Annotated in this window: 17 protein-coding genes; 7 read left to right on the top strand and 10 right to left on the bottom strand. The window is 65.8% G+C overall.

Annotated features, from left to right (window positions below; genetic code table 11):
* Positions 1-7 precede the first annotated feature (7 nt).
* Both dapF and RMO51_RS05290 read right to left on the bottom strand, forming a co-directional pair.
* Positions 8-793, bottom strand: coding sequence for a diaminopimelate epimerase (dapF, locus tag RMO51_RS05295; protein ID WP_310392689.1), 786 nt, complete (start codon positions 791-793; stop codon positions 8-10).
* 58 nt (positions 794-851) lie between these two features.
* Positions 852-1,340, bottom strand: coding sequence for a DinB family protein (locus RMO51_RS05290; protein ID WP_310392688.1), 489 nt, complete (start codon positions 1,338-1,340; stop codon positions 852-854).
* Between the two features lie 123 nt (positions 1,341-1,463).
* Between RMO51_RS05290 and RMO51_RS05285 the strand changes: the two genes are divergently transcribed.
* The 5 genes from RMO51_RS05285 to RMO51_RS05265 all read left to right on the top strand — a co-directional run bounded on the left by RMO51_RS05285 (position 1,464) and on the right by RMO51_RS05265 (position 7,523).
* The gene (locus RMO51_RS05285) at positions 1,464-2,363 is read left to right on the top strand and encodes a class I SAM-dependent methyltransferase (protein WP_310392686.1); all 900 of its coding nucleotides are present in this window, start codon (positions 1,464-1,466) and stop codon (positions 2,361-2,363) included.
* Between the two features lie 122 nt (positions 2,364-2,485).
* Complete coding sequence (locus tag RMO51_RS05280; protein ID WP_310392684.1) at positions 2,486-3,445, top strand: phosphatase; 960 nt, start codon at positions 2,486-2,488, stop codon at positions 3,443-3,445.
* Between the two features lie 95 nt (positions 3,446-3,540).
* On the top strand, positions 3,541-4,602 hold the full coding sequence (locus RMO51_RS05275) for an Ldh family oxidoreductase (protein ID WP_310392683.1): 1,062 nt from the start codon (positions 3,541-3,543) through the stop codon (positions 4,600-4,602).
* A 589-nt stretch (positions 4,603-5,191) separates the two neighbouring features.
* Positions 5,192-6,520: a hypothetical protein gene (locus RMO51_RS05270; RefSeq protein ID WP_310392681.1), complete on the top strand. Its 1,329-nt coding sequence runs from the start codon at positions 5,192-5,194 to the stop codon at positions 6,518-6,520.
* 7 nt (positions 6,521-6,527) lie between these two features.
* Positions 6,528-7,523 (top strand): SPFH domain-containing protein, encoded by a 996-nt coding sequence (locus RMO51_RS05265; RefSeq protein WP_310392680.1) that lies wholly within the window; start codon positions 6,528-6,530, stop codon positions 7,521-7,523.
* A 77-nt stretch (positions 7,524-7,600) separates the two neighbouring features.
* Here the strand turns inward: RMO51_RS05265 and RMO51_RS05260 are convergent, their stop codons facing one another.
* Entirely contained in the window at positions 7,601-8,422 is an 822-nt protein-coding gene (locus RMO51_RS05260; protein WP_310392679.1) for a murein L,D-transpeptidase catalytic domain family protein, read from the bottom strand.
* A 151-nt stretch (positions 8,423-8,573) separates the two neighbouring features.
* Entirely contained in the window at positions 8,574-9,476 is a 903-nt protein-coding gene (locus tag RMO51_RS05255) for a murein L,D-transpeptidase catalytic domain family protein (protein WP_310392677.1), read from the bottom strand.
* 293 nt (positions 9,477-9,769) lie between these two features.
* Here RMO51_RS05255 and RMO51_RS05250 point away from each other — a divergent pair, with 293 nt between their 5' ends.
* Positions 9,770-12,136 carry an alpha-amylase family glycosyl hydrolase gene (locus RMO51_RS05250; protein WP_310392675.1) on the top strand — a complete coding sequence of 789 codons (2,367 nt, stop codon included), beginning with the start codon at positions 9,770-9,772 and terminating at the stop codon, positions 12,134-12,136.
* A gap of 213 nt (positions 12,137-12,349) precedes the next feature.
* Here the strand turns inward: RMO51_RS05250 and RMO51_RS05245 are convergent, their stop codons facing one another.
* The 6 genes from RMO51_RS05245 to RMO51_RS05220 form a co-directional block, all read right to left on the bottom strand.
* A complete protein-coding gene (locus RMO51_RS05245; RefSeq protein WP_310392673.1) occupies positions 12,350-14,683 on the bottom strand; it encodes a TonB-dependent receptor in 2,334 nt (777 codons plus the stop codon).
* Between the two features lie 99 nt (positions 14,684-14,782).
* Positions 14,783-15,022, bottom strand: a complete 240-nt coding sequence (locus RMO51_RS05240) for a hypothetical protein (RefSeq protein ID WP_310392672.1) — start codon at positions 15,020-15,022, stop codon at positions 14,783-14,785.
* A 128-nt stretch (positions 15,023-15,150) separates the two neighbouring features.
* Positions 15,151-15,540, bottom strand: a complete 390-nt coding sequence (locus tag RMO51_RS05235; protein ID WP_310392670.1) for a hypothetical protein — start codon at positions 15,538-15,540, stop codon at positions 15,151-15,153.
* Positions 15,541-15,817: 277 nt separating this feature from the next.
* A complete protein-coding gene (locus tag RMO51_RS05230; RefSeq protein ID WP_310392668.1) occupies positions 15,818-16,510 on the bottom strand; it encodes a HupE/UreJ family protein in 693 nt (230 codons plus the stop codon).
* A gap of 6 nt (positions 16,511-16,516) precedes the next feature.
* Positions 16,517-17,845, bottom strand: a complete 1,329-nt coding sequence (locus RMO51_RS05225) for a tetratricopeptide repeat protein (RefSeq protein ID WP_310392667.1) — start codon at positions 17,843-17,845, stop codon at positions 16,517-16,519.
* 115 nt (positions 17,846-17,960) lie between these two features.
* Positions 17,961-20,132: a DUF4331 family protein gene (locus tag RMO51_RS05220; protein ID WP_310392666.1), complete on the bottom strand. Its 2,172-nt coding sequence runs from the start codon at positions 20,130-20,132 to the stop codon at positions 17,961-17,963.
* Positions 20,133-20,440: 308 nt separating this feature from the next.
* On the opposite strand from RMO51_RS05220, the gene RMO51_RS05215 reads away from it, so the two are divergent.
* On the top strand, positions 20,441-22,393 hold the full coding sequence (locus tag RMO51_RS05215; protein WP_310392665.1) for an Hsp70 family protein: 1,953 nt from the start codon (positions 20,441-20,443) through the stop codon (positions 22,391-22,393).
* Positions 22,394-22,444 lie beyond the last annotated feature (51 nt).

The following is a 22,444-nucleotide window of genomic DNA, read 5'->3' as shown; positions in this document are numbered from 1 at the left end:
CCGCCGCCTATTCGGCCCACCGGCCTTCGAACACCCGCACCGCCGGCCCGCTCAGCCACACGTTCTCAAAGCCGCCATTGGCCCGCGGCTCAAAGGAGACTTCCAGCGCCCCGCCGGGCGTGTGCAGGCGCACCGGCGAGGCGGCGCCGCGCTGCGAAGCGGCCAGGGCCACGGCCGTGACGCCGGTGCCGCAGCTCAGGGTTTCGTCTTCCACGCCGCGCTCGTAGGTGCGCACGGCCCAGGGCCGGGCCGGGTCGGCGGGGGTTTCCACGAAGTTGATGTTGGCGCCGGCCGCGCCGTAGGGCTCGCCGTAGCGCAGGGCGCGGCCCTCGGCAACGACGTTGAGCCCGGCCAGGCCAGCGGGCAGAAAACGGACGTGGTGGGGCGAGCCGGTGTCCAGGAAAATGTCGTGGGCGCCGGCGGGCCGGGGCGCGGCCACGTCCTGCATCTTGAGGTGCACGGTGCCGTCGGATTGCACGCGGGCGTCGTGGGGGCCGTCGGCGGCCAGGAAGTGGGTTTGCTCGTTTATCAGGCCCAGGTGCTTGGCGAAGGCCACGGTGCACCGGCCGCCGTTGCCACACATGGAGCCGGGGCGGCCGTCGGCGTTGAAGTACACCATTTCGAAGTCGAAGTCGGCCTTGTTGCGCAGCAGAATCAAGCCGTCGGCCCCGATGCCGAAGCGGCGGTGGCAGAAGTGGGCAATGCGCGTGCGGTCGGCGTCGTCGAACGCCTGGGCCCGGTCGTCAATCAGGACGAAGTCGTTGCCGGTGCCGTGGTATTTGTGAAAGTGCATGGTCGTAGCGAAAAGAGCGGGTTGCGGGCGCGTCGGGCGGGTCCGCCGCGGCGCGGCTTCACGCTTCGGCCTTGCGCAGCAGCGCAATTTGCCCGGCGTGGTAGAGGTAGTGCTGGGCCACGCCGTGCAGCATCACGTAGGCCGAGGCGCCAGGGCTCTGCGACCGGTCAAATGTAACGCCGATGGGGCGGTCCAAATCGGCATCGGGCACGGCAGCGGCGGTTTGCAGCAGACGCGCGTGCGCGGCGCGCAACGCCGCCAGCACCGCCTTCCAGTCGGCGGCGGTGGGGCGGTCGGGCGGCGGCGGCCAGTCTTCCGCGTCGCTGATTTGCAGCTGCGTGTCTTGTTCGATACGCCGCGCCACCACCGTGGCCCACACCGCCAGGTGCAGCACCAGCTCCCAAATACTGTGCGCCGCAGGCAAAGGACGCTGGGCGGCTTGCGCGGCCGTGACGCCGTCGAGGGTGGCGAGCAGCGAAGGACCGGACCAGGGCTCGCCGTCGAACGCGCGGCGGAGCTGGTCGAGCAGGCGGGTGGTTTCGGCCATGGCAAGCGGGTGAGGTGAAGACGGGTGCATGATGTTTTCGTTCCGGGTACCCATACGGCCCCCGCGGCCGGCCGGCTACCAGCCGCCCCCCAGTGAGCCCGCCCCTACCTTTGCGGCCTGCTTATGTACGATTTCCTCACCACTTCGCCCTGGCCCGACTACGAGCTCCTCGACTGCGGCCACTTCCAGAAGCTAGAGCGTTTCGGCCCCTACGTGCTGGCCCGCCCCGAGCCCCAGGCCATTTGGGACCCGCACCTGCCGCTGAGCGAATGGGAACGGGCCGACGCCGCCTTCGCCCGGGCCCCCGGCAGCACCGAAAAAGGCCAGTGGCGCCTCAAGCCGGCAATGCCCGAGCAGTGGCTCATCAAGTACGAGCGGCCCGATGGCCTGACGCTGAAGTTCCGGTTGGGGCTGTCCTCGTTCAAGCACGTGGGGCTGTTCCCGGAGCAGGACCCCAACTGGCAGTTCATTTACAATCAGACGAAAAAGCGCCGGGCCGCCCTGCCGGGCCGCACCCAGCCGCGCGTGCTCAACCTGTTTGCCTACACCGGCGCCGCCACGCTGGCCGCCCGCGCTGCCGGGGCCGACGTCACGCACCTCGACTCGGTGAAGCAGGTCAATTTCTGGGCCCGCGACAACATGGAAGCCAGCCAGCTCGACGGCGTGCGCTGGCTGGTGGAAGACGCCATGAAGTACGTGCGCCGCGAGGTGAAGCGCGGCAGCCAGTACCAGGGCCTCATCCTCGACCCGCCCGCCTACGGCCGCGGCCCCAACGGCGAGAAGTGGCAGCTCGAAGACGAGCTCAACGAGCTGCTCAAGCTCAGCCAGCAGCTGCTCGACCCCGAAGACCATTTCTTCGTGGTGAACCTGTACTCGCTGGGCTTTTCGGCGCTGATTCTCGATAACCTGACCGCGGCCATTTTCCCCGGCCCCAAAGCCGTACGCGAGCTGGGCGAAATCTACCTGCACGACGCCGGCCGGCGCAAGCTGCCGCTGGGCACGTTCTGCCGGTTTGCGAACTAAGTAATTCGCAGTCATTCTAGCAGTCATCTTAATAACCGGATAACCGGAGTGGGCGTGGTAAGGTCCTGCCCTGCGCTCGGGATGACGGGCGAATAAAATTCCTACCCCCGCTTCGCTTTTTTATGCCCACGCCGCACGCCCACGCCCCTCGCCGCCTCGCGCTCATCGACATGGGCACCAACACCTTCCACCTGCTCATCGTGGAAATGCCGACTTTGCCCGAAGTAAAGCCGCTGGTGCTGCTGCGTACCAAAGCCGGCGTGCGCCTGGGCGAGGGCGGCATCAGCCAGGGCCTCATCGCACCGGCGGCCTACGCCCGCGCCCTGCACACGCTGGCCGGCTTCCGGGAAGAAATTGAGCTGCACGCCGCCACCGAAACCCGCGCCACGGCCACCAGCGCCGTGCGCGTGACCCGAAACGGGCCCGACCTGGTGCGCGACATCTTCGAGCAAACCGGCATTCGGGTCGACGTCATTGCCGGCGACCGGGAGGCGGAGCTGATTTGCGCCGGCATCCGCCAGGCCGTGCCCCTGGGCCCCGAACCGAATTTGCTCATGGACATCGGCGGCGGCTCGGTGGAGCTCATCATCGCCAATCACGCCACCATTTTCTGGAAGCAAAGCTTCGAGATTGGCGCCCAGCGCCTGCTCGACCAGTTTTTCCCGGACCCCAGCGGCATCTTTCCCGCCGCCGCCGTGGCCGCCGAGCAGGAATACCTGCGCGCCGCGCTCGACCCGTTCCTCGAAGCCGTGCAGCGCTACAAGCCCGTGGGCCTGGTGGGCGCCTCGGGCAGCTTCGACAGCCTGGCCGACATGCAGCTGGGCCAGTTGCGCACCGAAGCCGAGCTGCCGCCCTGCACCGAGCTGGCGCTGGCCAGCTTCCAGAGCAGCTACCGGCAGCTGCTCAGCAGCAACCACGAGCAGCGGGCGGCGCTGCCCGGCATCCTGCCCATGCGGGCCGACATGCTGGTGGTGGCCGCCGTGCTCATCGACTTCGTGCTGGGCATCACCGAAATTACCCGCATCCGCGCCTCGGCCTACGCGCTCAAGGAAGGCCTGCTGGCCGAAATGCTGGCCGCTTAATTTTTAGTTGTCAGTTGCTCGTTGTCAATTGTTAGTGTTTGAGTGAGCGTTTGACTAACAACTGACAACGAGCAACTGACAACTCATTTCCTACCATGACCTTCGCTTACAACCAACTTTTTGCTTTCACCGAGGCCGTGTTCCTGGGCATGGGCTGCCCCGAGGCCGACGCCACGCTGGCCACCGAAACCCTGCTGTCGGCCGACTTGCGCGGCATTGACTCGCACGGCGTGGCCCGGCTGGTGGGCTACGTGCGCCTCTGGGAAGCCGGCCGCATCAACGCTACGCCCCGGGTGGGCGTGACCTACGAAACGCCCAGCACCGCCGTGGTCGACGGCGACGGCGGCCTGGGCCTGGTGGTGGGCCCCAAGGCCATGCGCGTGGCCATCGAAAAGGCCCAGCAGGTGGGCACCGGCTGGGTTTCGGTGAAGAACTCCAACCACTTCGGCATCGCGGGCTACCACGCCATGCTGGCCCTGGCCCACGACATGATTGGCGTGGCCATGACCAACGCCTCGCCCCTGGTCGCGCCCACCCACTCGCTCGACCGCCTGCTGGGCACCAACCCCATTGCCGTGGCCGTGCCCGCCGGCGAGCAGCCCGATTTCGTGGCCGACCTGGCCACCACCACCGCCGCCAACGGCAAGCTCGAAATTGCCCAGCGCAAGGGCCTGCCCGTGCCCGAAGGCTGGGTGCAAAACGCCGACGGCAGCCCCTCGACCGACGCCAACGCGGTGAAAAACGGCGGCGCGCTGCTGCCCCTGGGCGGCGCCACCGGCTCGCACAAAGGTTACGCGCTGGGCAGCGTGGTCGACATCTTCTCGGCCGTGCTTTCCGGCGCCAACTACGGGCCCTGGGTACCGCCCTTCGTGGCCTTCCTGCAGCCGCCCACCGACCCGGTGGGCCAGGGCCTGGGCCACTTTTTCGGGGCCCTGCGCGTGGATGCCTTCCGGCCCGCCGACGAGTTCAAGGCCCACATGGACAACTGGATTACGACCTTCCGCAACGCCCACGCCGTGCCCGGCCAACAGGTGCTCATTCCCGGCGACCCGGAACGCGAATCCGCCGCCGTCCGCCTACTGGACGGCATCCCGCTGCTCGAAGCCGTGGTGCGGGACCTGGAGGGCGTGGGCGCCAGGTTTGGGGTGAAACTATAGCGCGCCGGCACAGAACGGAAGACAGAAAAATAGAAGATGGAAGGATGGGGCGCTGGGGCACCAAAACTTCTTTGGTTGACTCGAAGCAGCTCTGGTGAGTCGCAACCTCAGCATTCCAGAGCGGTTTTTAGGCCGGGGTGCGCTTTGGAAAAAGTTAAAAGCTGGGAGTTGAAAGGCAGAATTAGGACAGATGGAATTTTAACTTTTAACTCTCAACTTTTAACTTCCTACGCAAAACCGGCGAAACGGTGGGAGGCAGTTTGTCGAGTCGTCAAAGTGTGTTAGCGAAGCCGCGCTCGTGTGCAGCAGCGCCAGGGCCGGGCATTTGCTTGGCGAAACCGGCGCATTGGATTTCACGGCTGCCCTGCCCGCCTGGCGAAGTAGCTGGAAACGTTTAGTGGACGCGGACCGGCCGAACCAATCGGCGGCCGGGCGCGAAAAAATGGAACGAACGCCTCTGCCGGGCACAAACTGCCGTAGAATAGCTAAACAAACATCCCCTTGGACCGCGGGCGCGCGGCCGAACCAGAAAGCCGGGGCTTCGTCGATGCGCCCGCAGCAAACAGCCAGCACCCCGTCATGCAAGCCGATGGCCACCGAAATCAAAGCAATTAAGTGCCCGCAGTGCGGCAGCCCGCAGAAAACCGAAGTCAAGCCGGACTACTACCGCTGCGAAAATTGCCGCACCGAGTATTTCTTGGACAATGACCGTCTGACCGTTCACCACACCCACGCCTACCTGCCGCCCGTGGTCCCGCCGGCTCCGCCCCGCTACGCCCTGGTGGGCTCGGTGGTGGTCGCAACGGTCATCATCATTGCGGGCCTGGCCGTGAGCCAGTGGCTGCGCCCGCCCGCGGCCCGGCCCCGCTCCCCCGATGCCCGCGCCGCGCTGGCCACGGACGACGGCTACTCCGCGTTCTCGAAGGCCGTGGTGCCCCTGGCCGACGACGCGCGCCAACCCGTGCTGCTGCTGCTGGCGGCGCGGCGCTATCGCAACGGCGGCGAGCAAGACGGGGTGTACGCCAGTTTTTACGACCCGGTGCGGAAGCGGGAAATCAAGACGCAGCGGCTGGCCGCCGGGCGGCAAACCGGCCTGGCAACAATTGCGGCCCGGGTCTTCTCCAACGGTGCGCGGTACGTCATCGTGAACAAAACCACGATTTACGAAGTGGACAAAGCGGCGCGGGCCTTGACGAACGTCGGCGAGCGGCTTTTCCAGGGGCAGCCGGCCCTGCAGGCGGGCGTGGCCACCGTCGATTTTGTGGAGGGCACGGACGGCGACGGCCTTTCGCTGTTCACCAACGACGGCCAGAACCTGTTCTTCTACCCGCTCATCAACCGGACGTACACGGCGGAAGAACTGCACCGGGCCGACGGCGGCTTTGGCACCCTGCTGCCGGGGGCGACCGCCAAAACGTATTATGCGTTCACGGCCGCGGGCGCCGATTGCCCGGGGAAAATTCAGTTGCTGGAAATAAAGTACCTGGACAACGGCGGCGGCCCCAAAGACCTTCTGGAAACCGTGCCGTGCACGAGAAGAAACCTCGGGTTTGACCCCGCCACCAACCGCGACGCCTACCAGACCGAGCTGCTCGGCGACGCCGCGAAGGCCGAGGGCCGCATCACCGCCTTCCGCGACCTGACCCCGGACCGACGCTACTTTGCCCCCAAAGTGCTCTACTCCGACGCCGAGCGCCTGCTCATCAGCTGCTACGCCAGCGCCGACCCGCAGGCGCCCCTGAGCCTGCAAAGCCTGGACCCGGCCACGGGCCGCATTCAGTGGACGACCCCGTTGCCCGGCCGCGACGAGCTGCTGCGCGTAAGCCCCTGCAGCGCCGGCTTGCTGGCCGCCACCAGCCAGGGGGGCGTGCTGCTCACCGCCACCGGCAAAATCATCAGCCAATTCACCCCCAACTGAGGTTCCCATGGGCATCAAAAGCTTCCTGACCGCGCAATTTTCCACGGTGATTGAGTGGGCCGACCAGTCGCCCAACCTGTTGTTTTACCGCTTCCCGGCCCCGACCGCGGAAATCAAAAACGCCAGCAAGCTGCTGGTGGCGCCGGGCCAGGGCTGCCTGCTGGTTTACAAAGGCCAAGTGACCGCCGTGCTGACGGAGGAAGGCGTGTTTTCGCTCGCCACCGACAACCACCCCTTCATCACCGCCCTGCTCAAGCTGCGGCAAGGCTTCGAGAGCGAGCACAAGCTGCGGATTTATTTTTTTCGCCGGGCCGAGCTCACGAACCAGACGTGGGGCACCGCCACCCCGGTGAAGTACGTGGACCCGGTTTACCAGTTTCCCGTGGAACTGGGCGTGCACGGCAACTACGCGTTCCGCCTCACGGAGCCCGCCCGCTTCTTCGCCGAAGTGGTGGGCGCGCGCGCGGTTTACACCGCCGCCGAAGCCCGGGACTTGTTGCAGGGGCGCATTGCGCAGGACCTGGCCGCCGTCCTGGCCGCCGCCGCCCTTTCCACCCAGCACATCGACGCGCACTTGGGCAGGTTGTCGGCCGAGCTTGCCGACCGGCTGAACGCCGAATTTGCCCGGCTCGGGTTTGCGCTCACCGATTTTAAGCTGGAAGGGACGGTGTTCGACAAGGACACGCAGGGGCGCATCCGGCGCATTGCCGACACCACGGCCGATGCCCTGGCCGCCGCCCAGGGCGGGCTGAGCTACGCCGAGTCGGAACGGTTGAAAGCGCTGCGCGAGGCCGCCCGCAACAAAAACGGCCTGGCCGCCGCGGGCGCGCAACTGGGCGCGGGGCTGGAGCTGAGCCACGCCTGGGCCGGCAAGAAAGCCGAAACGCCGGAGGCGCCCGACCCGGCCGCGCAGATGCAAAAGCTCAAACGCCTGCTCGACGAGGGCGTCATCACGCCGGAGGAGTTCGACGCGAAAAAACGAGAGTGGCTCACCAAGCTGTAAAACGCCTCGCCCCGCAAACGCCCAAGAGCCCGGCGCGTCGTGCGGCGGGCTCTTGGGCGTACGGGTGAGCAGGAAACCTACGACATCGGGGCCAGAATGGCCGCGGCCTGGCTCAAGAAACGCGACTCGTAGCCGGCATCCGACTTGTTAAGGAACAGGCAGGTGCCCCCGTTCACGGCTTCAATGATTTCGTCTTTCAGGTCCATGGGCAGGGCGGGACAGCCGAGGCTGCGGCCCAGGCGGCCGTTCTGCCGGATGAAGTCTTCGCTCACGTAGTCGGCGCCGTGCATCACCACCGAGCGCGACTCGGCGTTGGTGTTGAAGCCTTCGTCGAGGCCCTCCAGCTTGAGCGAGCGGCCGTGCTTGCCCTGGTACTCGCCGCCGGTGGCGTAGAAGCCGAGGCTGCTCATGTTGCTCTGGTCGGTGTTGGAGAAGTTGGTGGCCTCGTTCTCACCGGTGTTATGGCCGTGGGCCACGAGGGTGTAGAACAGAATTTCGTGCTTGGCCAGGTCGAGAACCCACAGGCGCTTTTCGGTCGAGGGCAGGTCGAAGTCCACCACGGTCAGCAGTTGCTTGTCCTCGGCCAGCTTGCCGGCCTGGCGCAAGTTGAGGTAGCCGGTCATGGCCTTGGCAAACGTTTCGAAGCGCAGGCCTTGTTTTTCGGCGCCGAGGGCGTCGTAGGCGGCGCGCAGCTTGGCGCCGAACGCGGCCGTGGGCGTCAGGGCCGGCCGGGGCGAAGCAACTCCGCTGGGCGTGCTGCCGCCCATGGATTTCGTGACCGGGCCCGCCAGGGGCGTGGCCAAAAACAACGAAGCCAGGAAAGGCAACACCCGGCGCGCCACGCGCTGAGCCCGGCGCCTGGCCGTCCGTTTCCGCTGAATTATGCTGGTCTGGGGCATGGTTTCTACCGGTTGGCTGCAAGCTAAAAGAACCGGCGGCGCTACACGCAGCCGCTGGTTCAAAACCTTATACGAGAAATTAGCCCCGGAGGGTGAGCCCCCAACGGCCCGCTAGTCGAAATGATTCCGCGGCCCCCGGCGGGCGTCGCGCCTACTTCCAGCCCCGAGCCAGGAACCGCCGCCCGGCCGCCGGACCATCCAGCCAACGCGAGGCCAGCCCGGGCCCGCTCAGCAGCAGCAGGCTGCCCACCCGCACCGTGGCGATTATTTCCTTGAACTGCTCGGGCGGCAGGGCCGGGCAGCCGCGGCTGTAGCCCAGGTGCCCGTGCCGACGAACGTAGTCCGGGCTGGCGTAGTCGGCGGCGTGCAGCACCACGTAGCGGTCGAAGGCATTCGCGTTCTGGCCCTTGTCGAGCCCTTCGATGCGGCGCGAGTAGCCATGAATGCCGTCGTAGGTGCCGGCCGTGCGGTAGAAACCCAGCGAGGTGCAGGCCGATTTTTCGCGGTTGGAAAACCGGGTGGCCCGCAGCTTACCCGAGCCTTCGCCGTGGGCCACGAGGCTGCGGTGCAGCACGCGGGCGTGTTGCAGGTCGAGCACCCAGAGGCGCTCGGTGGTGTTGGGCAGGTCCATGTCGGCCACGGCCAGCAGGCCGGCGCGCTCGATGCGGCCGGTGGGGTGCAGCGTGAGGTAGCCCACGCAGGCCTGCTCCAGCACGGCGGGGCGCAGCGCGGCGGCGGCCGGCCCCAGGGCGGCGTGCAACTGCCGGATGGCCTGGCGCAGCGTATCGGGCACGCCGGGCAGCGCGGGCACGGGGGTGAGGGCCAGGGAGTCGGGCACAGGAGAAGCCGCTTCAGCCGTGCTCACTTCGGCCTTGGCCAATGCAGATGCAGACGCGGCTACCGAAGTAACGCCCCCCGTAGTCAAGGCCGCGTCGTCCTGGTGCGCGGGTGCATCGGCCCGCAGCTGGCAGCCGCTGGCCAGCGCACCGAGCAGCAGGCACCCGGTGAAGCCCTGTATCAGGGCTCGAAAAGCGAAAGTACCGGAACCAAGCATGGCTTAAAAGTAAGGCTCAGTACGTCCTCGGCAAGGGGCGAAGCACGGCGGCGGGGCGGGGCACCAAAATCCCCAGCCGTACAATTACTGGGTGAATATTATAAGAATAAACACCCAGAATTATATTCTTAAAAGCATGACACCCAACTAAATTACAAGGTTTTGGCATTCGGGCACAAGTAGGCACCGATTGGCTCTGAGCCGGGATGAAATTCGCTAAATTGTTGAGCGCATCGGGGCCTTCGGTTGCGCACCGCACGACTATTTTTCTTCACCAACCCAATTCCCACCGCATGAAGCCTTCTACAAGATTTTTCACTCGCCCCCTCCTGGTCCTGGCGCTGCTGCTGGGCCTGGGCACCTCTGCCGCCCGCGCCCAGCAAGTGGTGCTGCAAGGCTTTTGGTGGGACTACTGGAACGCCAACTACCCCAACGGCTGGGCGAACTACATTGCCGACCTGGCTCCGCGCCTCAAGGCCATGGGCATCGACGCGGTGTGGATGCCGCCCACCGTGAAGAGCCCCAACCAGGGCAACGGCTACTCGCCCTTCGACAACTACGACCTGGGCGACAAGTACCAGAAGGGCTTCCTGAATACCCGCGTGGGCAACAAGGACGAGCTGCTGCGCGGCGTGGCCATTCTGCACGCCAACGGCATCGACGTGGTGCAGGACATCGTGCTGAACCACAACGACGGCGCGGGCTCGGCCACCGGCGCGGGCGGGCAGGACCCCAACGCCTGGGAGGACAACACGACCAGCAAGTACAAGAACTTCCGCTACGTGAGCTACGCCACGCCGGCCGTGGACGAAAGCGCCGCCAACTACCTGGCCCGCAGCGGGCGCTTCGCCAAAAACTGGCCGAACTTCAACCCCAACGTGGGCAATAACTCCACCAGTGGCGACCTGAACGCCATCCTCTTCGGGCCCGATATCAGCTACTACAACGGCTCCTACGGCCAAAGCTCCAACGCCACCTTCAATCCCGCGCAGGGCGCCGACTACATGCGCAATCAGGAGCGCGAGTGGCTGATTTGGTACAAGAAGCAGGTGGGCTTCGACGGGGTGCGGCTCGATGCGGTGAAGCACTTTCCGTCCTTCGCCATGGAAGACTTTTTATATAACCTGCAAAGCAGCGCCGGCTGGGCCAACGGCGGCCCCACCATGTACGCCGTGGGCGAGTGGGTGGGCGGCGCGGGCCAGCTGGACCAGTGGTGCACCGAGGTGCAGGACCGCGCCGGCACCTTCGATTTCGGGCTGCGCGACGGCATTTATTCCATGGTGAGCGGGGGCGGCAACTTCAACCTGGGCAACCTGCCCGGCTACCAGCAGGGCCGGCGCGTGGTGAACATCGGCGGCACCTACGTGCACCGCACGGTGCCCTTCGTGAACAACCACGACACCTTCCGGCCGCAGGTGGACGCCACCGGCAACTACACCGGCTGGAACTCCGGCTCGGAGCTGGCCCCGCACATCGACCCGTTCGACCCGCGCCTCTCGCCCGCCTACGCCGTGATGCTGGCCGTGGACGGCTCGCCCCAGCTGTTTTTTGAGGACCTGTTCGACATCGGCAGCACCGGCAAGCGCTACTCGCACTCGCCCAAAAGCGCCACCGACCTGCCCGTGCGCTCCGACCTCGAAAACCTGGTTTGGTGCCACCAGAACCTGCGCTTCAAGGACGGCGCTTACAAAGTGCGCTGGCAAGCCGCCGACCACCTCGTGATTGAGCGTAGCACCAAGGCCCTCATCGGCGTCAACGACAATTTCACGGCCTGGCAAAACAGCACCGTGAGCTGCGACTTTGCGCCCGGCACCGTGCTCAAGGACTACTCCGGCGCCAACGGCACCGCAACCGTCACCGTGAGCGGCTCGCAGACCGTCGCCATCAACACGCCGCCCTGCAACGGCTCGGCCAGCGGCGGGCGCCGCGGCTACTCGGTGTGGGCGCCGGTGAACGCGACCACCAACTACGCCAAAGTAGGCCGCGCCACCACCCAGGAATGGGAATTGGCCGACGACCTGGGCGACTCCGACGCCCGCTCGTTGCAGCAGGGCGGGCAGCTGCCGGCCGGCTCCACAGCCTACCGCACGGCCGGCCGCGTGTACGGGGCCGCCAACAAGAGCATCAGCTACACCCTCTTCCCCACCGATGCCACCCGCAGCCTCACCGTGGCCGTGCTCAACAGCGCCGGCACCGTGGTGAGCAGCAGCACCGGCACCGGAACCCGCGTGGGCACCTACACCCCCACCGCCGAGGGCTGGTACACGCTCAGGGCCCAGAACGCCGTGGCCACCAACCCCGCCCAGCGCGCCTTTGTGAAGGTGACCTACACCGCCCCCGCCGTGGTAACCGGCGCCATGACCGGCCGCCGCGACGCCGCCGTGCTGGCCACCACCAAGAACGTGTCTACCGCCGAAGTGTCGGTGTACCCCAACCCCACCACCTTCGACCGCATCGACCTGGTGCTGCAAACCGACCGCGCCCAAACCGCTACCGTTCGCCTCCACGACCTCACCGGCCGCCTGGTGCACCAGGAAACCGTACGCCTCTACACCGGCTCGAACGAGCTGCGCCTGGACGTGAAGCGGGCCCTGGCCTCGGGCCTGTATCAACTGACCGTGCCGGAGTTCAGAATTAGCCGGAAGCTGGCGCTGCGGTAACCTCACCCCCTGACCCCCTCTCCCGCGGAGAGGGGGCACCGGCTCTGCTTGGTTAACCATTAAGCGTTTGATTCAAAAAAGCCCGCCTGATAATTTAGGCGGGCTTCTTTCATTTTTAACTCTCAACTTTTAACTTCCCTCGCGCGCGCAAGACCTGTGCCCCCTCTCCGCGGGGGAGGGGGTCAGGGGGTGAGGTTACCACCAGAACATCCATTAAAAAAACACGCTAGCGTTCACCTTGAAAAACAGCGGCGTGCCGGGCGTGAAATGCAGCTGGTCCCGCACTTCGGAATCGGGCTGGCCGCGGCGGCGGCTGGGGTTGGCAAACTGGGCTTCGTTCCAGTCCACGTCGAGCAGGTTTTCGGCGGTGGCGCCGATTTGGTAGCGCGGGCGGGTGTAGCTCAGCACGCCGTCGAGCAGAAAGTAGCCGCGGGCGCGGATGGAGTTGTCCTCGTTGGCGGGGCGGCTGTCGAGGTGGCGGTAGCGCAGGCTGGCGCTGAAGCCCTGGGGGTTTTTGAGGGTGAGGCCGCCCACGCTGGTAAAACGGGGCGCGAGCGGGATGAAGTTCTCGCCCTCGGCTACGCCCACCAAGCGGCCGTGGTTGTAGTTCAGGTCCACGTCGGCGAACAGGAAGCGGGTGAGCTGGTAACGCACCGAGAGGTCGGCGCCGTAGCGGCGGGTGCGGCCGGCGCTTTCCACAATGGCCTCGTCGCCCACGTACACCAGCTCGTCTTCGAGGTGCAGGGCCCAGAAAGCGGCGTTCACCAGCAGCCCCGGCAGGGGCTTGAAGGTGCTGCCCACCTCGTAGCCCAGGGCGCGGGGCAGGGCGTTACCGTTTCCAGGGCCGCTCAGGGTGCCGCGCACCACGCCCCGGGCGTCGTTGGAGTGGAAGCCGAAACCCGAGCGGGCAAACAGCTGCACGGCCGGCGTCAGCTCGTAGTACGCATTCAGCTTGGGCGAGACGCGGGCGCGGGTTTTGCGGCCGTCGAGGGGCTGCCGGGCGCCGTCGTCGTCGGTGTAGTTGCCGTCGAAACCGAACCCGAACACGTCGGCGCGCACGGCGGCGTTCAGGGTGAGGCGGTCGGTGAGGGCCAGGGTTTCATCGAGGTAGGCGTTGAAGTTGCGCTCCCGCACCCGGCCGGCCGTGATGGTGTCGGTAATGGTACGGCGCACGGCGCGGCGCAGGGTCAGGTCCGTGTCGTCGAGGCGGGTGCCCAGGCCGAAGGTGGTGTGCAGGTTGCGGCTGCCGAGGCGGGCGTCGCGGTCGTAGGTGCCGGTGTAGCCGTAGAGGTTGCGGGCGTCGGTCTGATTGATTTCGTCGCCGTTTTCCTCGTCGTTCAGAAAGAAAGTAAAGTTGGAAAACAGGTTGAAGTGGTAGCGCGAGTAGTACACCTGCTGCCGAATCACGGCGTCGCCGGGCAGGCCCGTGGTGAGCACCACCGAGGCGTTGGTGCGGTCGGTGTTGCCGCCCTCGCTGGGGTCGAGGCTGCCGAAGCGGGTGATGACGCCCTCGCGCACGGCGCTTTCGGGTATCTGGCCGCTGGCGTCCCAGTTAGAGGTGAAATGGGAGCCCAGCACCGTGAGCGAGGTACGGTCCGTGAGCTGGCCGGTGTACTTGGCCAAGCCGTTGAAGCGCTTGAAATGCTGGGCGTTGTCGAAGTAGGAATTAGTGAAGTTGTACTCGGCGGCCACGTAGGCGCTTTCGGGCCGTTTGGAGAGCAGGTGGCGGTTGCCGTAGCCCAGCAGGTCCAGCAGCACCAGGGCCCGGCGGGTGTCGTAGCGGCCCACTTCCAGCTTCACCTGGCTGGCGTCGAGGCGCGTTTTAGTGCTGAACTCGCCCGCGCCGGCCGTGGCAAAGTCGCCGAAGCGCGCCGTGTAGGGCCCTTTGTACACCTTGAGCTGCTCCACCGTTTCGGGTATCACGAAGTGAAAGTCGGCGTAGCCCTGGCCGTGGGCGTGGCTCACCATGTTCACCGGCAGCCCGTCCACGCTCACCGCAAAGTCGGTGCCGTGGTCCACGTCGAAGCCGCGCAGGAAAATCTGCTCGGCCTTGCCTCCCCCCGCGTGCTGGGCAATGAACAAGCCCGGCACCAGCCGCAGCAGGTCCTGGGCCGAGTTCACCGGCCGTAGCACCTTATCGATTTGGTTGATGGCGGCCAGACTCTGGTTGGGGTCGCGCGGCTGGCTCACCGTCACTTCCGACAGGTTCAGGGCCGAAGCCGCGATGACGAATGGGACCGCGCGGGTTTCGCCCGCCGCCACGGTCACGGCCTGCGCCGCGCCCCGGTAGCCCAGCGCGCCCGCGCGCAACGTGTAGGTGCCGGGCGCCACGCCCGCCAGCCGGAAGTTGCCCAGCGCATCGGTGGCCGTGCCGCCGGGCTGGCCCTGCAAGCCCACGCTCACGCCCACCAGCGGCTGGCCCGAGAGCGAGTCGGCCACGGTGCCGCGCAGCGTGGCCGTGCCCTGCGCCTGCGCCGTTTGTCCCATCAAACCCAGGCCGAAGAGCAAGGCCCACAAAACCCGGGTAGCAGTAAATAGTGGTTTCATCTGAATAAGAAAATGCGAACCGCAAGGGCGCCCCACCGCGGCAGGGCGCCCAATCAGCTAGTCCGAGTTAGAAGATGGAAATGAAGCAGCGCTGGCCGGCTAGAAATTGGCCTTGCTCATGCAGTTGGCCCGGCACTGGGCGCGGTGCTGCGCGCGGTGCTTAGCCAGCGCACCACCCTGCGGCGGCCGCGCAGTAGCGGGTGGCATGAGCGGCAGCGCTTTGCCGCCGCACAGCTCCGGGTGCAGAATATTCTCGCGGCCGGCCGTGGGCAGCTGCACGCGGGAAACCACGCCCGCAGCGCCCGCCGCGGGTTGAAAGGAATTTGCCAGAAAATTCATGGGAGTTGGAAATTACCCCGCGCGCCGGCGCTGCGGCTCAGCCAGCGGGGTCGGGTAATGGATAAGACGAAACGGCCCGGCCGCCACGCGCCCGGTACCTCACGGGCCCCGCAAGGCCCGCGCACGACTTATCCCCGACGGGGCGGCAACTCAATCCGGCCCCGATGCCCCGGGGGCACGGCCACTTCGCGGGCCACCAACCCGGGCCGCGCACCGCGGAAAACCCGCCAGCTCAGCACCACGCGCACCTCGGGCAAGCAGTGCTTGTCGAGGCCCTTGAGGGTGTTGAGCAGCTGTTGCAGCGGTGGCCGCTCGCCGTTTTTCTTCACCTGGTACTGCACGCCGTTGCAATCATCGAAGCAGGCCAGGCGCAGGGTGTGCTGCAACTGGCAATCGGGGCTGTGCACGTAGGCAAACGGCCGGTCAATTACCCGGGCCGGGCGCTCCACGAGGCCCGCCCCAATCACCAGCAGGTAATTGAGCAGCAGCAGCAGCGTGAGATGCGAGCGGAAAGCCACGGGTGAACCGAACAACGGGGTTGCGCTACCTACGGCGCAAACAGCCAAATGGATGAAGGGAGAGTGGTTGGGCTGCTAAAAGATAGGAAATTAAATCAAGACGTCCTGCGGAGCGCAGCGAAGCAGCCCCGGGCACCTCGCCGCCGTGGCTCCCCTCTCCCGCGGAGAGGGGAGCCTGACAAGTGCATCTGGCCACGCCGCCGTGGCTCCCCTCTCCGCGGGAGAGGGGCCGGGGGTGAGGTGCCCGGGCCTGGATTCTGGGTGACGCTAGATTACCTCACGTGAAAAACACGCGCTCCACCGTCCAGTACGCCGCTACCAGCCCAATGACTACCGACACGGGAACGACGACCCGTTGCTTATACCAAATCTTGCGCGAAGCCCAACGGCCCACCAGCGCCCAGGCCAGCAGTATCACCGCCACCTGGCCCAGCTCCACGCCCACGTTGAAGGAGATGAGCGAGCCGAAATAATCCTTTGGCGGCAGGCCCAGCCCGGTGAGCACGCTGGCGAACCCCATGCCGTGCACCAGCCCAAACCCAAACACGATGGCCACCCGCCACGGGTTCAGCCGGTCGGTGATGATGTTCTCGATGGCCACAAACAGGATGGACAGCGCAATAATCGGCTCGATGATGTGCGAGGGCGGCGAAATCAGCCCGTACATGGCCAGCCCCAGCGTGATGGAATGCGCCACCGTGAAGGCCGTGGCCTGCCACAGCACCGGCTTGAGCCGCGGCTCCAGAATGTAGAGGCTTACGATGAACAGAATGTGGTCGAACCCCAGCGGGATGATGTGCGTGAAGCCCAGCTGCAGGTAAGTCCAGAAAATTTCGGTGCGCGAGAGCTTACTCAGGTCCGTGTTGAGGACGTGGCCGGCCACGGGCAACGCCAGCAGGGCCAGCAGTGGCAGCAGCGCCAGGGCCCGGCGCCACGTGCTCGTTTTTCTCGGCGCTTGGGTTTGTTTCATCGTGGGCTAGCGCGCTGCCAGCAGCTTCTTGCCCTCCGCTTCCACTTCGGAATCCAGGTAAGGCGCCGTCTTCAACGACTTTTCAATCAGGGCCTGGCCCTCGGCCGTTTTGCCCAGCTTGGTAAGGATGAGGCCGGCGCGGCAGAGCAGCACCGGGTTTTGCGAATTGGTGCGGCGGGCCATCTGCATGTACTTCTGCGCCTCGGCGTAGCTGCCGCGCTTGTAGAGCACCCAGGCCATGGTCTCGTTCACGTCGATGTTGTCGGGGCGGCGCTCGTACTCGATTTTGGCGTGCTCCAGGGCCTTGTCCAGCTCGTTGGTTTTGAGGTAGGCGTAGGCCAGCTCACGGTCGGCGTAGTGCCCCATCTGCTCGTTGTCGTCGGCCTCCTCCGCCGCGCTGGCCAGCATGGCAATGGATTCCTTGGCCATTTTCTGCGATTCTTCGGGCTGTCCGTTCAGGCGGTACAGGTCCGTCAGCTCGTCGGTGAAGGCATAATCCTTCACCGTGAGCCGCGCTTGCTGGTAGAGCTTGATGGCCCGCGGGTAGTCCTTGCGGGCGGCGGCCATGCGGCCCAGGCCGGCCAGGGCGTAGGCGTAGCCGGGGCGGGCGGCCAGGGCCATCAGGTAGTAGCCGCGGGCACGGGCGGTGTCGCCGCTCACCTCGTGCAGGTGGCCCAGGCCCACGCGGGTCCATTCCGTTTGCTCCAGGCCCATGTAGCCAGCCTTGGCGGCCATATCCATGGCCTGAATGGCGCCGGGCACGTCGCCGTAAATCTCGCGCAGGTAGCTCACCCGGGCGTAGGCCGCCAGGTCGGGCCGAATCAGGTTCATCTTGTCGGCCATTTTCACGGCCTCTTCGTAGTGGCCCATCTCCACGTTGGCATCGGTCAGCAGGCCGTACACGAAGCCGCTGTTGGGGTTAATTTTCTGGGCCTGCTGGGCCAGGCCGAGGCCCTGGGCGAAGTGGTGCTGGGTGAGGCACAGCGAAGCCTTGCAGCATAAGGCCTCGAAGTTTTCGGGCTCGGCCCGCAGCACCACGTCCAGCAGCTCCATGGCGGCGCCGTCGTAATACGGGTGGTCACCGGTCACGCGGGCTTCCTGCATAAAAGCCTGGGCCAGCAGCAGGCGGCTCTTGTGGTCGTCAGGGTTGCTCCGCAGCTTGGCCTGCAAGCCCTCAATGGCCGCCTTGGTGTTGAGCCACTCCTTGCCGGCCGACAGGTCGCCGCGGCGCTCCAGCAGCTCCGGCATGCGCTGCTCCGGCTTTTTGAAGAAAAAGATGGCAGTGGCCAGCAGGCCAAAGACGAGCAGCAAGCCGGGGTATAAATACTTTTTCAAGACCAGGGGAAGTGAATGGGCGGCAACGAATATCCTCAATTTTTAACAAAGAAAGAGCCGCCGCCGGCCCCAGCAGGACCCAACGACGGCTCTTTCGCGCAGCAGCTAAGGCCGTTTAGTGGCGCTCGATGCGCACGGATTGCACCACCGTCTTGCCGCTGTACAGCGTGGCCACGTACTGGCCGGGGGCCACCTCGCGGCCCGGCTGCCAAGCCACCTCGCTGACGCCTTTGGCGTAGGACTTGTCCTTGGCGATGGTGGCCACCTTGCGGCCCGTCAGGTCGCTGATGACGATGCTCATCGTGGCCTTGGCGGGCAGGTCAAAACGCACCGTGGTGCGGTCCACAAACGGGTTGGGGTAAGCGCTGGCCACGGTCAGGTTGGGCGAGAAGCCCAGGTTAGCCGAGCGCTGCGCCAGGGCCACGCGCTGGGCCGTGGTGCCGCTCCAGGGGCCCTGCGAGTACGGGAAGGCCGCCTTGAGCGTGGTGTCGTTGGCCGTGATGCCGGCGTTGAAGCCGAGCACGTTGCCCAGTTGCGCCGTGACGGGGCTGGTCGAAGCAGGCGTGAAGTCGTCGTACCAGAGGCCGATGGCGGCCAGCACCACGCCGCCCACGGCTTGCAGCTCGATGCGGGTCACGTCGTCCTCCAGGCGGCGGCCGTTGGGGAAGCCGTCCATGTTCGGAATGAACTCCACGTTGGTGTTCGTATTGAACGGGGCCACGGTGAGGCCGGCGACGGCGGCGGCCAACAGGCCCTCCGAGCTGAAGTCCGCCGAGTTGCGGGGCGTGGGGGGCACGGCCATGTTCAGGCGCAGCATGTCGCCGCCGGGGTTGGCCGCCGTGGCGTTGGCCAGCAGGAAGTTGTTGATGAAGGGCTTGCCGGCAGCCAGCGGGTTGCCGCCTTTGCCGGTAGCCAACTGGTACGGAATCAGGTTGGGCACACCGGTGTGGAAGATGGGCAGGATGTCAACCGAGCGCGGCTTGCCGGCCCGCAGCAGGTAAGGGCCAAAAGCACCGGGCGCCAGGGCCGTGCCGTTCAGCAAAGCGTTGCCTGCCAGGCCGCTCACGCCGGCCGCGCCGTTGCGGAAGTCGAAGCCAGGGAACGATGCGCCGCCCAGCAGCGCCTGGCCCGCCAGCGACTTGGTTTGAATGCGTAGCGGACCCAGGCCGGGCACGTTCTCGCCAAAGTAGGTCTGGCCTGCCGGCTTGGGTGCCGCGGTGGGCGCCGGAGTATTGTCGGCCATGTACAGGCCCAACTCGGGGTTTGAGAGATAGTCGTCCGTAGTGGCCGCCTCGGCGTAGGGAGTGGCCGCGTTCCAAGCATCTTTGGCGCCGATGGGCTGAATCACTTCGTTGGTCAGCGGCATGCCGATGCGTGAAACCTGCACGAAGTTGCCCGAATAAACCGGAGCCGCGCCCGTGGCCGACAGCGTCTTGAGGGTCGGCCGGCTGGCCGAGGCCCACACGCCGATGATGTAATTGGAGTCGAGGATGTTGGTGGTGCCGGTCAGGGCCGGCGCGCTGGCCTTTTTCAGCACCGACACCGGAATCTGCATGGCGATGGCGTGGGTGTTCTTGCGGGCCAGGCCGTCGCGGGCTGCGCCGGGGGCACGGACACCGCCCAGGTCAAAAATGCCGCCCAGGTCCGCGAAGAACGGGTCGTCGGTGGGGCCGCAGAAAATTTTGGTGCCGTCGGCCAGCGTCTGGATGGCGCCGTTCAGCAAAGCATCATAAGTCGTGTTCAGGCCGGCGGCACCGCTAATGGAGCGCGGGCCCACGTTGGGCGGGGGCACGATGCCGGGGTTGGTGGTGAGGCCAATGGGGGCGAAGGGCCCACCCGCCACGCTTTTCTCGCAGGTGTAGGTGGTTTTCAGGTTCTGCTGGCCCAGGCGGATGTTGAAGAAGGTGGTCGGGTCCTGGTTGGTCTGGGAGAACACGAAGCGGTAGGTGATGTCGTCACCTGCCGTGGCCTGGTCGTTCTTAACGTGGATTTCGTAGCGGATGTTCTCGCCGAAGTTGTTGTAGTTCGGGCCGCCCTGGGGCAGCTCCAGCGGAATGTAGTTGGCGATAATCGTGACGCTGGCGTTGCCGTCGTTGCCGGGAGAATCCGGGCTGCGGAAGGCGTACAGGTCGGTGTTGTCGGCCAGCGGGTCGTCGCCGATGAGCGGGGCTTCGCGGTGGCTCGAAGCCTCCAGGGCGTTGTGCTGGCCACTCCAGGCCAGCATCCCTCCCACCGACGTTGCGAGCAGAGCAACGTGGAAAAGAGGACGGGTAAGCAGATTTTTCATAAGATGAAAATTGGTTGGGGTAAAAAAAAGGTGGAAAGAAAAAATCGAGCCCTGACGACCGGAATCACCCGGCGGTCCGTTTTCGTAATCAGTTTCGGGCACTGGTAATCTTCGTACGAACCGGGGATAGTGTTCGGTTTGGAAATCGACAAGAATATTCCCGAAATGTTTTTTTCGTCACAATAATCAGGCCTCTTTAATTGCTTTATTTCAAAATTCAGCGGGTCTAACGCCTACTTTTGCGTGGCCCAACCGGGCGCGTTTTTTAGCAATTTTTCGGGCTGCGGCACCGGCGGCCCCGCGCAGACATGGCCATTGTAGCTATCAATATTGCCACCGGCAGCCTCCAGCAGGAGGAAATCATCGTGGGCATCGACCTGGGCACCACCAACAGCCTCGTGGCCTACGTGCACCCCGAAACCCGCCAGCCCGTGGCCATCAACGACTTGGGCCGGGGCAGCATCGTGCCCTCGGTGGTGCACTTCCCCGCCGACGGGGCCGAGCCGGTGGTGGGCACCGAGGCGCGGGACTTTTTGCTCACCGACCCGCGGCGCACCATCTACTCGGTGAAGCGGCTGCTGGGCAAAAGCTACCGCGACCTGGGCCCCCACGCCGCCCAGCTCGGCTACAAGGTCATCGACGATAATTCGGAAGGCCTGGTCAAAATCCGGGTCGGCGACCGGTTCTTTTCGCCCATCGAGCTGTCGGCCGACATCCTCAAAGAGCTGCGCGCCCGCGCCGAGCACGCCCTCAAAACGCCCGTGAACCGCGCCGTCATCACCGTGCCGGCGTATTTCAACGATTCGCAGCGCCAGGCCACCCGCGACGCCGGCCGCCTGGCGGGCCTCGAAGTGCTGCGCATCGTGAACGAGCCCACCGCCGCCGCGCTGGCCTACGGCATTGGCCTCGACCCGGCCGAGGAAAAAACCGTGGCCGTGTACGACCTCGGCGGCGGCACCTTCGACATCAGCATCCTCCGCATTCAGCAGGGCATTTTCGAGGTGCTCAGCACCAACGGCGACACCTACCTCGGCGGCGACGACCTGGACCGCGTGGTGGCCGAGCACTGGGCGGCCGCTTTCGCGCTGCCTGCCGCCTTCCAAGCCGACCCGCACCTGCAGCAGCAGCTGCGCCTGGCCGCCGAAATGGCCAAGAAGTACCTCAGCCAGCACGACGACTTTACCACCCAACTGACCGATGACACCGGCCGGGTATTTCCCGTCACGCTCACCCGCGCGCAGTTCGACGACCTCATCCGCCCGCTGGTGGACCGCACGATAGCTGCCTGCCGCCAGGCCCTGGCCGATGCCGGCATCGGGGTTGCTGCTGGGGTTGCGGGTTCCTCGTTGCTGGTTGCTGGCTTAGGTGAAACCCAAGAACCGGCAACCGGCAACCGGCAACCAGCCCTGGACGCCGTGCTGCTGGTGGGCGGCTCCACCCGCGTGCCGTTGGTATTCGAGGCGGTGTCGGCGTTCTTTGGCCAGCCGGCCAACAACTCGCTCAACCCCGACGAAGTGGTGGCCTTGGGCGCCGCCATCCAGGCCGACATCCTGGCCGGCAACCGGCGCGACGTGCTGCTGCTCGACGTGACCCCCCTCACGCTGGGCATCGAAACGCTGGGCGGACTGCTGGACCCCATCATCCCGCGCAACTCCAAGATTCCGACCAAAGCCGGCCGCCAGTACACCACCAGCGTGGATGGGCAGGTGAACCTGAAAATTGCCGTGTACCAGGGCGAGCGCGACCTGGTGAGCCAGAACCGCAAGCTGGGCGAATTTGTGCTCAGCGGCATTCCGGCCATGCCGGCGGGCCTGCCCAAGGTCGATGTCAATTTCTTGCTCAACGCCGACGGCATTCTGCAGGTCGAGGCCATCGAGTTGCGGTCGAATACCCGGCAGCAGGTTGAAATCAAGCCCCAGTACGGCCTCACCGACGAGCAAGTGGAGCAGATGCTGATGGATTCGCTGGTGAACGCCAAAGACGACGTGGCCGCCCGGCTGCTCATCGAAGTCCGGACTGCCGCCGAGCAGTTGCTGTACCAGGTTGGCAACTTTACCCGCAAAAACCGCGAGCACCTCACTAAAACCGAACTTTCCGCCACCGAAGCGCAAGTTGCAAAGGTCCGCACGGCGCTTGGGGGCCCCGAGCGCGACCCCATTCTCCGAGCCATGGACGAGCTGGACGAGCTGACCCGGCCTTACGCCGAGCGGGTCATGAACATCTCCATTCAGCAAGCCATGGCGGGCAAGAAAATCGGCTAGCGTCAGTACGCGCAGTACACCCGGGCACAAGCCTGTTTTTGTACCCGCGCA

This window comes from Hymenobacter sp. (assembly GCF_031398885.1).
In the GTDB taxonomy this organism is placed as follows: domain Bacteria; phylum Bacteroidota; class Bacteroidia; order Cytophagales; family Hymenobacteraceae; genus Hymenobacter.
Note: the sequence above shows the minus strand (reverse complement) of the source record. Positions and strands in the feature narration are given on the sequence as shown.

What these genes read in the sequence shown, in the direction of transcription:
- dapF (WP_310392689.1), bottom strand. Translation starts at nt 793, where the DNA reads ATGCACTTTCACAAATACCACGGCACCGGCAACGACTTCGTCCTGATT.
- RMO51_RS05290 (WP_310392688.1), bottom strand. Translation starts at nt 1,340, where the DNA reads ATGGCCGAAACCACCCGCCTGCTCGACCAGCTCCGCCGCGCGTTCGAC.
- RMO51_RS05285 (WP_310392686.1), top strand. Translation starts at nt 1,464, where the DNA reads ATGTACGATTTCCTCACCACTTCGCCCTGGCCCGACTACGAGCTCCTC.
- RMO51_RS05280 (WP_310392684.1), top strand. Translation starts at nt 2,486, where the DNA reads ATGCCCACGCCGCACGCCCACGCCCCTCGCCGCCTCGCGCTCATCGAC.
- RMO51_RS05275 (WP_310392683.1), top strand. Translation starts at nt 3,541, where the DNA reads ATGACCTTCGCTTACAACCAACTTTTTGCTTTCACCGAGGCCGTGTTC.
- RMO51_RS05270 (WP_310392681.1), top strand. Translation starts at nt 5,192, where the DNA reads ATGGCCACCGAAATCAAAGCAATTAAGTGCCCGCAGTGCGGCAGCCCG.
- RMO51_RS05265 (WP_310392680.1), top strand. Translation starts at nt 6,528, where the DNA reads ATGGGCATCAAAAGCTTCCTGACCGCGCAATTTTCCACGGTGATTGAG.
- RMO51_RS05260 (WP_310392679.1), bottom strand. Translation starts at nt 8,422, where the DNA reads ATGCCCCAGACCAGCATAATTCAGCGGAAACGGACGGCCAGGCGCCGG.
- RMO51_RS05255 (WP_310392677.1), bottom strand. Translation starts at nt 9,476, where the DNA reads ATGCTTGGTTCCGGTACTTTCGCTTTTCGAGCCCTGATACAGGGCTTC.
- RMO51_RS05250 (WP_310392675.1), top strand. Translation starts at nt 9,770, where the DNA reads ATGAAGCCTTCTACAAGATTTTTCACTCGCCCCCTCCTGGTCCTGGCG.
- RMO51_RS05245 (WP_310392673.1), bottom strand. Translation starts at nt 14,683, where the DNA reads ATGAAACCACTATTTACTGCTACCCGGGTTTTGTGGGCCTTGCTCTTC.
- RMO51_RS05240 (WP_310392672.1), bottom strand. Translation starts at nt 15,022, where the DNA reads ATGAATTTTCTGGCAAATTCCTTTCAACCCGCGGCGGGCGCTGCGGGC.
- RMO51_RS05230 (WP_310392668.1), bottom strand. Translation starts at nt 16,510, where the DNA reads ATGAAACAAACCCAAGCGCCGAGAAAAACGAGCACGTGGCGCCGGGCC.
- RMO51_RS05220 (WP_310392666.1), bottom strand. Translation starts at nt 20,132, where the DNA reads ATGAAAAATCTGCTTACCCGTCCTCTTTTCCACGTTGCTCTGCTCGCA.
- RMO51_RS05215 (WP_310392665.1), top strand. Translation starts at nt 20,441, where the DNA reads ATGGCCATTGTAGCTATCAATATTGCCACCGGCAGCCTCCAGCAGGAG.